Annotated in this window: 11 protein-coding genes and 1 other RNA gene; 3 read left to right on the top strand and 9 right to left on the bottom strand. The window is 68.9% G+C overall.

The window, feature by feature from the left end:
- Positions 1–33 precede the first annotated feature (33 nt).
- Positions 34–1,206: a zinc-dependent alcohol dehydrogenase gene (locus tag LOS78_RS02970; protein WP_230376836.1), complete on the bottom strand. Its 1,173-nt coding sequence runs from the start codon at positions 1,204–1,206 to the stop codon at positions 34–36.
- Positions 1,206–1,835 (bottom strand): cyclase, encoded by a 630-nt coding sequence (locus LOS78_RS02965; protein ID WP_230376835.1) that lies wholly within the window; start codon positions 1,833–1,835, stop codon positions 1,206–1,208. The genes LOS78_RS02970 and LOS78_RS02965 overlap by 1 nt, the downstream gene beginning before the upstream one ends.
- 201 nt (positions 1,836–2,036) lie before the next feature.
- Here LOS78_RS02965 and LOS78_RS02960 point away from each other — a divergent pair, with 201 nt between their 5' ends.
- Together LOS78_RS02960 and ligD are read left to right on the top strand one after the other, a co-directional pair.
- The gene (locus tag LOS78_RS02960; protein WP_230376833.1) at positions 2,037–2,645 is read left to right on the top strand and encodes a UdgX family uracil-DNA binding protein; all 609 of its coding nucleotides are present in this window, start codon (positions 2,037–2,039) and stop codon (positions 2,643–2,645) included.
- 203 nt (positions 2,646–2,848) lie between these two features.
- Complete coding sequence (gene ligD, locus LOS78_RS02955; protein ID WP_230376831.1) at positions 2,849–5,410, top strand: DNA ligase D; 2,562 nt, start codon at positions 2,849–2,851, stop codon at positions 5,408–5,410.
- On the opposite strand, the gene LOS78_RS02950 is transcribed toward ligD, so the two are convergent.
- The 4 genes from LOS78_RS02950 to LOS78_RS02935 all read right to left on the bottom strand — a co-directional run bounded on the left by LOS78_RS02950 (position 5,407) and on the right by LOS78_RS02935 (position 8,006).
- Positions 5,407–6,213: a Ku protein gene (locus LOS78_RS02950; protein ID WP_230376830.1), complete on the bottom strand. Its 807-nt coding sequence runs from the start codon at positions 6,211–6,213 to the stop codon at positions 5,407–5,409. The genes ligD and LOS78_RS02950 overlap by 4 nt on opposite strands.
- A complete protein-coding gene (locus LOS78_RS02945; protein WP_230376829.1) occupies positions 6,213–6,491 on the bottom strand; it encodes a hypothetical protein in 279 nt (92 codons plus the stop codon). Before LOS78_RS02945 ends, LOS78_RS02950 begins: the two co-directional genes overlap by 1 nt.
- Before the next feature lie 634 nt (positions 6,492–7,125).
- Positions 7,126–7,493: RNase P RNA component class A (gene rnpB, locus LOS78_RS02940), an RNA gene on the bottom strand.
- Between the two features lie 156 nt (positions 7,494–7,649).
- Positions 7,650–8,006 carry a helix-turn-helix domain-containing protein gene (locus tag LOS78_RS02935; RefSeq protein WP_230376828.1) on the bottom strand — a complete coding sequence of 119 codons (357 nt, stop codon included), beginning with the start codon at positions 8,004–8,006 and terminating at the stop codon, positions 7,650–7,652.
- A gap of 47 nt (positions 8,007–8,053) precedes the next feature.
- Between LOS78_RS02935 and LOS78_RS02930 the strand changes: the two genes are divergently transcribed.
- Entirely contained in the window at positions 8,054–8,920 is an 867-nt protein-coding gene (locus tag LOS78_RS02930) for an NAD(P)H-binding protein (protein WP_230376826.1), read from the top strand.
- Here LOS78_RS02930 and LOS78_RS02925 read toward each other — a convergent pair.
- The 3 genes from LOS78_RS02925 to metZ are packed head-to-tail and all read right to left on the bottom strand — an operon-like array spanning position 8,917 to position 13,653.
- A complete protein-coding gene (locus LOS78_RS02925; RefSeq protein ID WP_230376824.1) occupies positions 8,917–11,328 on the bottom strand; it encodes an ATP-dependent helicase in 2,412 nt (803 codons plus the stop codon). The two genes, LOS78_RS02930 and LOS78_RS02925, sit on opposite strands and share 4 nt — an antisense overlap.
- Positions 11,329–11,387: 59 nt before the next feature.
- The gene (folE2, locus tag LOS78_RS02920) at positions 11,388–12,431 is read right to left on the bottom strand and encodes a GTP cyclohydrolase FolE2 (protein WP_371824704.1); all 1,044 of its coding nucleotides are present in this window, start codon (positions 12,429–12,431) and stop codon (positions 11,388–11,390) included.
- 25 nt (positions 12,432–12,456) lie between these two features.
- Positions 12,457–13,653: an O-succinylhomoserine sulfhydrylase gene (gene metZ, locus LOS78_RS02915; protein ID WP_230376821.1), complete on the bottom strand. Its 1,197-nt coding sequence runs from the start codon at positions 13,651–13,653 to the stop codon at positions 12,457–12,459.
- Between the last annotated feature and the right edge of the window lie 5 nt (positions 13,654–13,658).

Genomic DNA, 13,658 nt, shown 5'->3' with positions numbered 1-13,658 from the left:
GGGCGGCCAGGCGCAGAACCGCCCGCGCCGGCCTCAGCGGGGTTTCAGCACCACCTTGGTCCATTCGTCCTGATTGTCGCGGAAGTTCCTGTAGCCCGTGGCGGCGTCCTCCAGCGACAGGCGATGCGAGATCAGGAAGGTGGTGTCGATCTGCCCTTCGAGGATGCGTTGCAGCAGATCCTGCCCGTATTTCTGCACATGCGTCTGGCCGGCGCGGATCTGCAGGCCCTTCTCCATCAGCGCCCCCAGCGGGAACTTGTCGGCAAAGCCCCCATAGACGCCCGGCACCGACACCCGGCCGCCCTTGCGCACCGCGAGCAGCGCCATGCGCAGCACATGCGCCCGGTCCACGCCGATGCCCACCTTCTGCTTGGCGGTGTCCAGCAGGTTGTCCGGCGCAAAGCCGTGGCTCTCCATGCCGACGGCGTCGATCACCGCATCCGGGCCGATGCCGCCGGTCATCTCCAGCAGCGCCTCCAGCACATGGCTGTGGCGATAGTCGATCACCCTGGCGCCCAGATCACGCGCCAGCCGCAGCCGGTTGGGATGATGGTCGATCGCGATGACCTGCTCTGCCCCCATCAGCAGCGCCGACTGGACGGTGAACAGGCCCACCGGGCCGCAGCCCCAGACCGCCACGCTGTCGCCCGGCTGGATCTGCGCGTTCTCGGCCGCCATCCAGCCGGTCGGCAGGATATCGGACAGGAACAGCACCTGCTCGTCCGGGACCCCGTCCGGCACCACGATGGGACCGACATCGGAAAACGGCACCCGCACATATTCCGCCTGCCCGCCCGGATAGCCGCCGGTCAGGTGCGAATAGCCGAAAAGCCCGCTCATCGCATGGCCATAGAGCAATTCCGACGCCTCCTGCGCCTCGACCGGGTTGGAATTGTCGCAGGCCGAGAACTGGCCCTGCGCGCAGAAGAAGCAGCTGCCGCAAGAGATGGTGAAGGGCACCACCACCCGCTGGCCCGGCTTCAGCGTCGAGCCGGGCCCGGTCTCGACCACCCGGCCCATGAATTCATGGCCGAGCACGTCGCCCGGCCGCAGGCCCGGGATCACCCCGTCATAGAGATGCAGGTCCGAGCCGCAGATCGCCGTCGCGGTCACCTCGATGATCGCGTCGCGCGGATTGACGATCCGGGGATCGGGGACGGTATCCACCCGCACGTCGTGTTTTCCCTGCCAGGTCAAGGCGCGCATCACGAATCCCTCCGATTGTCCGCCGTGGCGATTTCGCCGGTTTCCAGCAGCATCTTCAGGCGCTTCAGCGCCTGCCGGCAAAGCCGTCCGGGATCGGTGCCGCCCAGCCGGGCCGCCCAGTGCCCGGGCAGGCCCCAAGGCGGCCGCCAGGCGATATGCGCCTCGACCTCGGTGCCCCGGCCGGCCGGGGCGTCGCGAAGCTGGAGCTTGGCCTCGACGTCGATCCCGGAGCCGTCCACGGACCGCCAGGCCAGGATTTCGCCCGCGCGTTCCTCGACCAGCCGCGTCTCGACCTCGATCTCGCCCGAGGGGGTGGCGAGGATCCACGCCATCCGGTCCTCCGACAGCGGCCGGACCTTCAGCCCGCCGCCGAAAATCCGGTTCAGCTGCGCGGGATCGCGCCATGGCGCATGGACGGCGCTGCGGGGCGCGGCAATCGTGACGGTCCGCCCGACCACCTGATAGCCGCCGAAATCCAGCCGCCGCGCCGCGCGGCCCGGCGCGTCGTCCGAACGGTGCCCGCCCGTCGACCGCCTCCACAGCAGCATCCCCGCACCCAGCGACAACGCCGCCGCGCAGGCCAGCACGGCGAGGTCCCTGTGGCGCGCATTCCTGTCCTGTCCGGGCATCCTTTCCTCCTTCGCGGCCCCTCCTTCACGGCAATGGGCCGCCGGCTTCGGGACGGCGATGGGAACCGCCGGGGCGCCGGTTTGTTCCCGCGAGAGCCGCAGGGCCCGGGCGGCGGGAACATCCCGCCCCGGCATCCGTTGAGCAGCCAGAGCCCGAGGCGGCCAAAGCGGCCCGATGCCGGGCGGCAAGGAGGAGACCCGATGTCCGAGGCGGAAGTCGAGGCCGCGACCCTCGGCGCGCTGGCCGAGGCCGAGGCGAACTGCACGCGCTGCCCGCTTTATCGCGACGCGACGCAGGTCGTGCCGGGCGAGGGCCACCGGCAGGCGCGCATGATGGTCGTGGGCGAGCAGCCGGGCGACAAGGAGGATCTGGCCGGCCGCCCCTTCGTCGGCCCGGCGGGCCGCCTCTTCGACCAGACCCTGGCCGAGGCGGGCATCCCGCGCGACCAGATCTTCGTGACCAATGCCGTCAAGCATTTCAAGTTCGAGCCGCGCGGCAAGCGGCGTCTGCACCGCAGCCCGAATGCCGGCGAGATCGACCGCTGCAAATGGTGGCTGGGGCAGGAGCTGAAGCTGGTCGCCCCCGCCGTTCTGGTGGCCATGGGGGCGACGGCGCTTCGCAGCCTGCTGGGCCGTCCGGTGTCGATCTCGTCGCTGCGCGGCAAGACCGGCCGCATCGAGGACGGCATCCCGATGATCGCGACGATCCATCCCTCATGGCTGCTGCGCATCCGCGATTCCGCGGCGCGCGAAACGGAAAGGCAACTGTTCCTTGCCGATCTGCGCCGCGCCTGGCGGCTGGCGGGATGAGCGGCGGCCCCTCCCTGCCCCTTGCCCGGGGAACAAACGGCCCGCGGGAACGGTTGGAAGGAATGTCGCGGTTCCCGCCAAGCGCCCGGGACTGGAAAGGGAGAGCCAGGATGACATCGCCCGTTGCCGGCCATGCCGACCGACCGGCCCTTGCGGATCGCCGGCGCGCAGGACCCGCGCCCGAAAGCGTCGGCGGTTAGGCCATGGCGCTGGAGACCTATCGCAAGAAGCGGGATTTCTCGGCGACGCCCGAGCCGCGCGGCGGGCGGCGGCGCAAGGCCGGCAACGCCTTCGTCATCCAGAAACATGCCGCGACCCGGCTGCATTACGACTTCCGGCTGGAGCTGGACGGCGTGCTGAAAAGCTGGGCCGTCGCCAAGGGCCCCAGCCTGGTGCCCGGCGAAAAGCGCCTGGCGGTGCATGTCGAGGACCATCCGCTGGAATACGGCGATTTCGAAGGCACCATCCCCAAGGGCGAATATGGCGGCGGCACCGTCATCCTGTGGGATCGCGGCACCTGGACGCCCGAGGGCGATCCGCATCAGGGCTATGCCAAAGGCCATCTGGAGTTCACGCTGCAGGGCGAAAAGCTGGGCGGGCGCTGGCATCTGGTCCGCATGCGCGGCAAGCCGCGCGAGAAGCGCGAGAACTGGCTGCTCATCAAGGGCGAGGACGATTTCGCGCGCGGCGAGGACGCGCCGGACATCCTCGACCAGCGACCGGAATCGGTCAAGACCGGCCGGGTGATCGCGGATGTCGCGGGCGAGGCGCCGGGCTGGTCCTCGAAGACCGGCCGCATCCGCAAATCGGCCGGCCGGGCGAAAAAGCCCGCCGCAGACCCCGACCCGCAGCCCGACCCGCAGCCCGCCCCGGAGCCGCCCGAGCCCGCGGCGGTCAAGGGTGCGCGCAAGGCGCCGATGCCGGGCTTTATCGAGCCGATGCTGGCCACGCTGGTCTCGGCCGCGCCGCAGGGCGAACGCTGGCTGCACGAGATCAAGTTCGACGGCTACCGCCTGCTGGCCCACATCGAGGCCGGGCGGGTCAAGCTTCTGACCCGCAGCGGGCTGGACTGGACCGCGCGCTTCGGCAAGGCCGTGCCGGCGGCGCTGCGCGACCTGCCCGCCGGCGCCGCCATCCTCGACGGCGAGCTGGTGGTCGAGACCGATGCCGGCGCCTCGGATTTCTCGGCGCTTCAGGCCGATCTGAGCGCCGGCCGCGCCGACCGCTTCGTGTTCTACGCCTTCGACCTGCTGCATCTGGACGGCTACGACCTGCGCGCCGTGCCCCTGGTCGAGCGCAAGGCGCTGCTGGCGCGGCTTCTGGGCGAGGCCGCCGGCGTCCTGCGCCTGAGCAGCCATTTCGAGGAAAGCGGCGCGCTGGTCCTGCGCCATGCCTGCCGGCTGAGCCTGGAGGGGATCGTGTCGAAGCTGCGCGACAGCCCCTATCGCGCCGGGCGCGGCCGGTCCTGGGTCAAATCGAAATGCTCGGCCCGGCAGGAATTCGTCGTGGCAGGCTACGTGCCCTCGTCGGTATCGCGCAGGGCCATCGGCTCGCTGATCCTTGGCGTTTACGAGAATGGCGAATTGCAGCATGTCGGCCGGGTCGGCACCGGGTTTTCCGGCGCCGTGGCCGAGGATCTGTTCCGCCGGCTGGACCGGATGCGCATCCCCAAAAGCCCCTTCGCCGCCCGCCTGACGGCGGAGGAGGCGCGGCAGGCCCGCTATGTCCGCCCCGAGCTGGTGGCCGAGGTCGAGTTCCGCGCCTGGACCGCCGACGGCCATCTGCGCCACGCCTCGTTCCGCGGCCTGCGCGAGGACAAGCCCGCGACCGAGATCGTGCGCGAGACCGCCAGGCCCGCCGCGAAGCCCGCTGCCCCGCAGCGCCGCCGGGTGCGGCTGACCCACCCGGACCGGCTTTACTGGCCCGAGGAAGGCGTCACGAAAGAAGGGCTCGCCGACTATTACGCCGAGATCTGGCGCCATATCGCGCCCTGGATCACCGGCCGGCCGCTGGCGCTGCTGCGCTGCCCGAACGGCATCGCGGGCGAGAAATTCTTTCAGAAACACGCCTGGAAGGGACTCAGCCCGCATATCGTCCAGGTGCAGGATCCGAAGGACCCCGCCGGCGAGCCGCTGATCGCGATCGAGGACCTGGACGGGCTGATGGGGCTGGTGCAATCCGCGGCGCTGGAGATCCACCCCTGGGGCGCGACCATCGCCGATTGGGAGCGCCCCGACATGATCACCATGGACCTCGATCCGGGCGAGGCGGTGGAATGGCCCGCCGTGGTCGCGGCCGCGCGCGAACTGCGCCAGCGGCTGGAGGACCACGGCCTCGCCGCTTTCGTCAAGACCTCGGGCGGCAAGGGGCTGCATGTCGTCGCGCCCCTGCGGCCGCGGGCGGAATGGCCGGCGGTCAAGACCTTCACCAAGGCGCTGGCCGATGCCATGGCCGCCGACGATCCGGACCGCTACGTCTCGACCATCAGCAAGGCCAAGCGGCGCGGCAAGATCCTGATCGACTATCTGCGCAACCAGCGCGGCGCCACCGCCGTCGCCGCCTATTCCACCCGCGCCCGGCCCGGCGCCGCCGTCTCGGCGCCGCTGCGCTGGGACGAGCTTGACGCCGGCATCGGCCCGGCCTGGTTCACCCTGCAGAACATGCCGACGCGGCTGGCTACGCTCGCCTCGGATCCGTGGGAGGGCTTCCGCGCCGCCGCCGCACCGCTGGAAGCGCCGCGCACCCGGCGCAGGAAGGCCGGCTAGCGCCGCCGGCCCTTGCTTTCCGAGGCGATGCTTTTCTTCAGCGCATCCATGATGTTGATGACATTGCCCGGCGCGGCGGGCTTCTCGGCCTTCGGTTTCGCCGCCCGCTTGCGCCCTTTGGTCTTGGCGGCGATGATCTCCAGAAGCTTGTCCTGCACCGGGTCGGCGACCATGGCCGGGTCCCAGGGCGCGCTGCGCTCGTCGATCAGCCGGGTGACCAGCTTCAGCAGCCCGGCATCGACCTTCCCCTCGCCGATCTGGTCGAAATAATCGGCGTCGGGCCGCACCTCGTCGCCATAGCGCAGGGTCCAGAGCACGATGCCCTTGTCGCGCGGCTCCAGCATCACCGCGCGTTCGCGGCGATAAAGCACCAGCCGCGAGATGCCCACCGTCCCGGTCGAGCCCATGGCGTCGCGGATCACGCAATAGGCCTCTTCGCCGATGGGATCGTCGGGGATCAGGTAATGCGGCTTGTCATACCAGATCCAGCCGATGGAATCCGAGGGCACGAACATGTCGATATCGATGGTCCGGGTGCTTTCCAGCGCCACCGCCTCGATCTCGTCATCCTCCAGCAGCACATGCTCGTCCTCGCCCCGGGGATAGCCCTTGACCTCGTCCTCCTCGGCCACGGGCTTGCCGGTTTCGGCATCGACATAGCGGCTGAGGACGCGATTGCCGGTTTTCGCATTCAGGGTGTGGAAGCGAACCTTCTCGCCCTCGCCGGTGGCCGGCATCATCGAGACCGGACAGGTGACCAGCGACAGCTTCAGATAGCCTTTCCAGAACGAACGCGGCGCCATCAGGGTTCGTCGCGTATCGGCTCGTCATCCGGGCGCCGGTCGGGCAGGTCGTCCTCCTCCGCGCCCTCGCGATTGCCGACATGGTCGTGGTGCTGCTGGTTCTGCACATGCCGGCTGTCCAGTCCGCGCTGCTGGGAATGCCGCGCGGTGTCGCGGTTCGACAGGACCTCGTTCTCGGGCAGGCCCTCGGCCGTGTCCGGGGTCATGCCGCCCGAGGCGTCGCCCTTGCCCTGATCCTGCTGCCCTGCCCCGAATTTCTTGCGGCTTGCATGGGCCATGAGGCTTTCCTCCTGCATCTGGAATCGTGATGCCGGCTCAACCCCCGGACGGGCCGCAATGTTCCCGCCGAGGGCCGGCCCGACGGCGGCGCGGTCTCACAGCTTTCGCTGCCGGGCATGACGGTCGAGCTGGTGGAGTTGCCGGCTGCGGACGCGCGGCGGCGATTACGGTCGCGACGTCCGGCGCGGCCTGATCACCGGGGCGGTGCTGGACGAGGCCGACCCGGCAACGGCGCGCGCGCTGGCGCTGCGCCTTGGCCAGCAGATGGACGAGGCGCTGGCCGGCCGCGACGCGCTGGTCACCGCGACGACGCTGCAGACCGCGCCGGCCTTACCGGTTTTGCCGATGGCGCGGCCTGGACACCGGTGCGGACCCTGCCCTTCAACCGGGCATCCGGCGATCAGCCTGCCCTGCGGCATGGCGGGCGGATTGCCCATCTGCATGCGGATCGTCGGCTGCCATCGCGACGAGGCTGGCCGAGGCGTGAGCCCCGCATCTTGGCTTCCCCGCCCTCGGTCGTGGTTCGGGACGAGATCGAGGCCCCTGCCCGAGGGCCGGGCGACAGACCTGCTCGCCGGACAGGGCCGGGTTCTGGCTGCGCCTTGCCTTGCGGATAACATTTCAGGAAGGAAATTGCGCGGATGGCCTGTAAGCCGGATTTTGTTCCGGGGTCGCCCCCTTCGATGACCATTCCTCTGGCCCCGCCATTGCTGACGGGATCTAGCTGCCAACCCGGACCTGCTGGGGCGAAGGCGGCCCTGTCTTGCGACGCGCGGTCCCTATTCGGCATTGCTCCCGGTGGGGCTTGCCGTGCCGGGACTGTTGCCAGCCCCGCGGTGGGCTCTTACCCCACCGTTTCACCCTTGCCCATGCACGCATGGGCGGTCTCTTCTCTGTGGCGCTTTCCCTGGGGTTGCCCCCGCCGGGCGTTACCCGGCACCGTGCCTTCATGGAGTCCGGACTTTCCTCGACGTTGCCGCCGCGGTCATCCGGCCATCCGCGCGAGGCTCAGATAGGCCCTGGGGCGCGAAGGGTCAAGCGCCGGGGTGGCGGCACGGGTGCAGGGGTATTTGAGAAACAGAGAAGCCATGGGCGCCGCGCCCTGCTTCTTCGTTTTCCAAAGACCCATCTTGCGATGTCGGCCGCCGGCGATCCGGTCAGGACTCGGGCCAGTTTCGGGCGATGCTGGGCAGGTTGTCCTCGATCCAGTCGAGCAGCGCGCCGACGCGGGCCGCCGCCTGCTGGCCCAGGGGCGTCAGTTCGTATTCCACATGCGGCGGCACGGTGCCGAAGTCGCGGCGCAGCACCATGCCGTCGGTTTCCAGCCCCTGCAGGGTCTGCGCCAGCATCCGCTCGCTGACGCCGCCGATACGCTTGCGCAAGCCGCCGAAGCGTTGCGGGCCGCCGCTCAACGCCCACAGCACCAGCATGCCCCAGCGCCCGGTCAGGCGCCGCAGCACGTCGCGCGACGGGCATTCCGCCGCCAGCAAGTTTCCGCGCTCGAAATTCTGCATACTAACATTTCCGTTCGTACTTACGGACCGTAAGTTAGGCGCCTATCTTGCCCGGCGCAAGAAGGAGAAACCCCACGACCATTGCCGTCACCGGAGCCACCGGCCAGCTGGGCCGCCTGACCATCGAGAAGCTGAAGACCCTGCTGCCCGCGGGCGAGATCGTCGCCCTGGCGCGCTCGCCGGAAAAGGCCGAGCTGGGCGTCGAGACCCGCGCCTTCGACTATGATCGCCCCGAGACGCTGGCGCCGGCGCTGGCCGGCGTCGCGCGGCTGGTGCTGATTTCTTCGAGCGAGGTCGGCAAGCGCGAAGCGCAGCACCGCGCCGTGATCGCGGCGGCCAAGGCTGCCGGCGTCGGGCAGATCGTCTATACCAGTCTGCTGCATGCCGACCGCTCGCCCCTGTCGCTGGCGGACGAACATGTGGCGACCGAGGCGGCGCTGGCGGAATCCGGCATTCCGCATGTGATCCTGCGCAATGGCTGGTATGCTGAGAATTATACCGGCGCGGTTCCGGCCGCCTTGCAGCACGGCGCGCTGATCGGGGCGGCGGGCGCGGGCCGGATCTCGGGCGCGGCGCGGGCGGATTATGCCGATGCCGCGGCGATCGTGGCCGCGGATGGCAGCCATGCCGGCAAGACCTATGAGCTGGCCGGCGACGACGCCTGGACTCTGGCCGATCTTGCCGCCGAGGTCTCGCGCCAGAGCGGCAAGGACATCCCCTATCGCAACCTCTCCGAGGCGGATCATGCCGCGGCGCTGGTCGCGGCCGGGCTGCCGGAGGGGCTGGCGGCGGCGATCGCCGGTTGGGACGTGGGCGCAAGCCAGGGCGCGCTGTTCGAGGACGGCCGGCAGCTGTCGGCGCTGATCGGACGGCCGACCACGCCCTTGGCGGATGTGGTGCGCGCCGCGCTCTAGAAGGGCACGTCGTCGGTGGACGCGCCCGACGAGCCACCCGAGGCGGGCTGCACATAGCCCGCCTTGATGGTCTTGAAGCCGGTCGGGAATTCGACGGTCAGCGTGTCCTCGGCAATGCCCATGACCGTGCCGTTGCCGAATTTCTGGTGGAACACCCGGTCGCCGACCGCAAACCGCGCCGCCGGCTCGGCATCGATCACCACCGGCGTGCGGTGCACGGGCTGCGCCCGCTGGGCGGAGCGTTCCTGCATCCGCTTCCAGCCCGGCGAATTGTAGACATCCGCCCGCGCCGCGCGTTCGTGCATCACCGATTGCGCAAAGGGCTGGGCCGCCGCGCCATAGCCGCCGCCGTAAAGGCCGGGCGGCGTCAGCACCTCGACATGATCCTCGGGCAGTTCGTCGATGAAGCGCGAGGGCAGCGACGACTGCCATTGCCCATACATCCGGCGATTGCCGGCGAAGCTGATCGTCACCAGTTCCTCGCCGCGGGTGATGCCGACATAGGCCAGGCGCCGCTCTTCCTCGAGCCCCTTCATGCCCGACTCGTCCATGCTGCGCTGGCTGGGGAACAGCCCGTCCTCCCATCCCGGCAGGAAGACGATGGGATATTCCAGCCCCTTGGCGGCGTGCAGCGTCATGATCGAGACCTCCTCGGACTGCTCGCCCTTGTCATTGTCCATGACCAGCGCGACATGTTCGAGGAAACCCTGGAGGTTCTCGAATTCCTCCAGCGCCTTGACCAGTTCCTTCAGGTTGTCCAGCCGCCCCGGCGCATCGGGCGACTTGTCGTTCTGCCACATGGCGGTATAGCCGGATTCGTCCAGGATGCGCTCGGCCAGCTCGACATGGTTCACCGAGGCGTCCAGCGCATCGGCATGCCAGCGGCCCATGGCCTCGGTGAACTGCCGCAGCGCCCCTGCCCCCTTGCCGCCAAGCGCGCCGGTGGCGACGGCCGAGGCCGCGCCTTCCAAGAGCGACAGGCCGCGTTCCCGCGCCTCGATCTGGATCTTCTGCACCGCCTTGTCGCCCAAGCCGCGCTTGGGCACGTTCACGATGCGCTCGAAGGCCAGGTCGTCGGTGGGGCTGACCGCCAGCCGGAAATAGGCCATGGCATCGCGGATCTCGGCCCGCTCGTAGAAGCGGGGACCGCCGATCACCCGGTAAGGCAATCCGATGGTCATGAAACGGTCCTCGAAGGCCCGCATCTGGTGGCTGGCGCGCACGAGGATGGCGATGTCGTTCAGGCTGCGCTGGCCGATGCTGTGACGATGGCCGCCGTGGAAGGCCTCGATCTCCTCGCCGATCCAGCGCGCCTCGGCCTCGCTGTCCCAATGGCCGATCAGGCGGACGCGCTCGCCCTCCTCGGCCTCGGTCCACAGCGTCTTGCCCAGCCGCCCCTTGTTGGCCGCGATCAGCCCCGAGGCGGCGGCGAGGATATGCGGGGTCGAGCGATAGTTCTGTTCCAGCCGGATCACCTGCGCGCCGGGGAAATCGCTTTCGAAGCGCAGGATATTGCCGACCTCGGCGCCGCGCCAGCCATAGATCGACTGGTCGTCGTCGCCGACGCAGCAGATGTTGCGATGCGCCTGCGCCAACAGCCGCAGCCACATGTATTGCGCGACGTTGGTGTCCTGGTATTCGTCCACGAGAATATAGCGGAAACGGTCCTGCCAGGTCCGCAGCACGTCGGGATGCGCCTGGAACAGGTTGACGCAATGCATCAGCAGGTCGCCGAAATCGACCGCGTTCAGTTCCAGCAACCGGCGCTGATAGGCGGCGTAAAGCCGCCCGCCGCGGCCGTCGAAGGCGCGTTCCTCGCCCTTGGGCAGCTTTGCCGGGGACAGGCAGCGGTTCTTCCAGCCGTCGATCAGATGCGCGAGCTGCCGCGCCGGCCAGCGCTTTTCGTCGATGTTCTCGGCCTGGATCAGCTGCTTGAGCAGCCGGATCTGGTCGTCGGTGTCCAGAATGGTGAAGCTGGGCTTCAGGTGCAGCTCGCCGTCGCCGATCAGTTCGGCATGGCGGCGCAGGATCTTGACGCTGATCGAGTGGAAGGTGCCGAGCCAGGGCATGCCCTCGACCATCTCGCCCAGGAGCCGGCCGATGCGGTCCTTCATCTCGCGCGCGGCCTTGTTGGTGAAGGTCACGGCCAGAATCTGTCCGGGCCGGGCGAGGCCCAGGTTCAGCAGATGCGCGATGCGCGTGGTCAGGGCGCGGGTCTTGCCGGTGCCGGCACCCGCAAGCAGCAGGACCGGGCCGTCCAGCGCCTCGACGGCCGCGCGTTGCGCCGGGTTCAACCCATCCAGATAGGGCGTCGGCCGTGCGCCCATGGCACGCTGGGACAGCGGCCCTTTCTGCGGCACCGGCGCGGCTGCGGCCTCGAAGGCATCCGAGTCGTCGAAATTGCTCATGCCCGCACCATAGCCGCTGCCGGCGCGTCGGGAAAGCCCGTGTTCACGCCTTGTTCACATCAGGCCCGCAAACCGGCGAAGATCGCGGGATCGAGGCTGGCATGGGCGAAGGTCTCGCCCTGGGTCAGCACCGAGACCGCGTCATGCGAATGCAGCGATTCCTGGTGGCTGGCGACGACGCGGAAATCGCCGATGCGCGGCTCGGCCATCAGCTCGCCGGCAAAGGCGCGCACCGCATCCTCGACGAAGATCGGATTGGCGGCGTTCAGCTCGGCAAAGGCCTGCTCGTCCTCGCGCTTGACCATGACCTGGGTTTCGGTGGCGACGGCGCGGCGGCACAGCGCCACCATGTCCTCGAACCAGAGGGTGTCGCCCTGCATCACCACCGAGATCCGGGCGATGCTGCGCTGCGAATGCGGCGTGGCCAGCTGGCCGCGCATCTGCCGGGCATGTTCGCTGAGTTCCAGCGAGCAGGGGCAGGTCGAGGAATAGACATAGTCGAAATGCATGATCCGCAGCCGTTGCCCGGCCTTTTCGACCAGTTCCAGCGCGATGTCGTAATATTGCCAGCCCGTCAGGCCCGAGCGCAGCGATTCGACCCGCATCGGATAGCTGAGCCGCATCTGGATGCGGGCGTCGAAACTGTCCAGGTCGGATTTGTAATCCTCGAGCGCCGCCTCGAGCACGCCCATCGAGAACTGCTTTTCCGCATGGGCATAGAACGAGCGCATGATGCGGCTCATGTTGATGCCCTTGCGGTCGGCCTCCAGGCTGACGGTGCCGGTAACCGAGGTCTCCAGCGTGATCTCGCCGCCGTGATCCGCCGAATCGGGCGGGGTCTGGTAGCGGATGGGCAGGCGGAAATTCGAGATGCCGACATGCTGGATCGGCGCGCGGGCGCCGACGATCAGGCTGGCCGGACCGTTCTGCAGGTCCGGCAGGCTGGCCTTGTAGCTGTCGTCGACCCGGAAATCGGCCGGATATTCGCGGTTCAGCGCCGGATAGGCACGGTCGGTGGCAACGGGGCGGGCCTCGGTCATGGTCGTCCTCGCTTGGCGGTCGGCAACAATCTGGGGACTCGGGACCAGAAAGGAAAGAGGCACCCGGCAAGTTCAGGTGCCCCCTATATCAGGCCAGCGACTGGCGGATGTCCGCGATCAGGTCTCCGGCATCCTCCAGCCCGATGGACAGGCGCAGCAGGCCGGGCGTGATGCCAAGGCCCAGCCGCACCTCTTCGGACAGGCGCTGGTGGGTGGTGGTGGCGGGATGGGTGACGATGGATTTCGCATCGCCCAGGTTGTTCGAGATCTGGAAGATGCGCATGCGGTTCATCGCCGCGAAGGCCGCCTCCTTGCTGCCCAGGTCGATGGCGACCATGGTGCCGCCCGCCCCCATCTGGCGCTGCACCAGGTCGTGCTGGGGGTGATCGGCCAGGCCGGGATAGATCACCCGGGCAAGCTTCGGCTCGGCCTTCAGCTCGGTCGCGATGCGCAGCGCGCTGTCGGTCTGGGCGCGCACCCGCAGCTCCATCGTCGCCAGCCCGTTCAGCATCATCCAGGCGTTGAAGGGGCTGATCGCGCCGCCGGTATGCTTCAGATAGGGCTCGGCCACCTCGCGCACGAACTGGCGCGTGCCGCAGATCACCCCGCCCAGGCAGCGGCCCGAGCCGTCGATATGCTTGGTCGCGGAATAGACCACCACGTCGGCGCCCTGTTCGACGGCGCGGGAATAGACCGGGGTGGCGAAGACATTGTCCACCACCACCAGCGCCCCGACCGCATGGGCCAGGTCCGCCACGCCGGCGATGTCGACCACCTCCAGCGTCGGATTCGACACCGACTCGAAGAATACCGCCTTCGTCTCGGGCCGGATCGCGGCGCGCCATTGCTCCAGATCGGTGCCGTCCACATAGGAGACCTCGACCCCGAAGCGGGCCAGCACGTCGAGCACATAGAGGCAGGAGCCGAACAGCGCCCGAGACGAGACGATGTGATCGCCCGGCTTGACGAAGCACATCAGCGCGCCGTTGACCGCCGCCATGCCGCTGGCGGTGGCGAAGGCGTCCTCGGTCCCCTCCAGATCGGCGATGCGGTCCTCGAACATGCGCGAGGTCGGGTTGCCGTAGCGGGCATAGATGAACTCGTCCGGGCCGGTCTGGATGAAGCGGGCCTCGGCCTGCTCGGCGCTGTCATAGGAGAAGCCCTGGGTCATGAACAGCGCCTCGGCCATCTCGCCATACTGGCTGCGCCGGATGCCGTGATGGACGGCGCGCGTGCGCGGATGCAGAGGCTGGTTCGACTCCTGGGCCTTCGACTCCTGGGACATGGGCT

The organism is Paracoccus sp. MA, assembly GCF_020990385.1.
In the GTDB taxonomy this organism is placed as follows: Bacteria; Pseudomonadota; Alphaproteobacteria; order Rhodobacterales; family Rhodobacteraceae; genus Paracoccus.
This window is presented reverse-complemented; position numbering and strand designations above follow the sequence as displayed.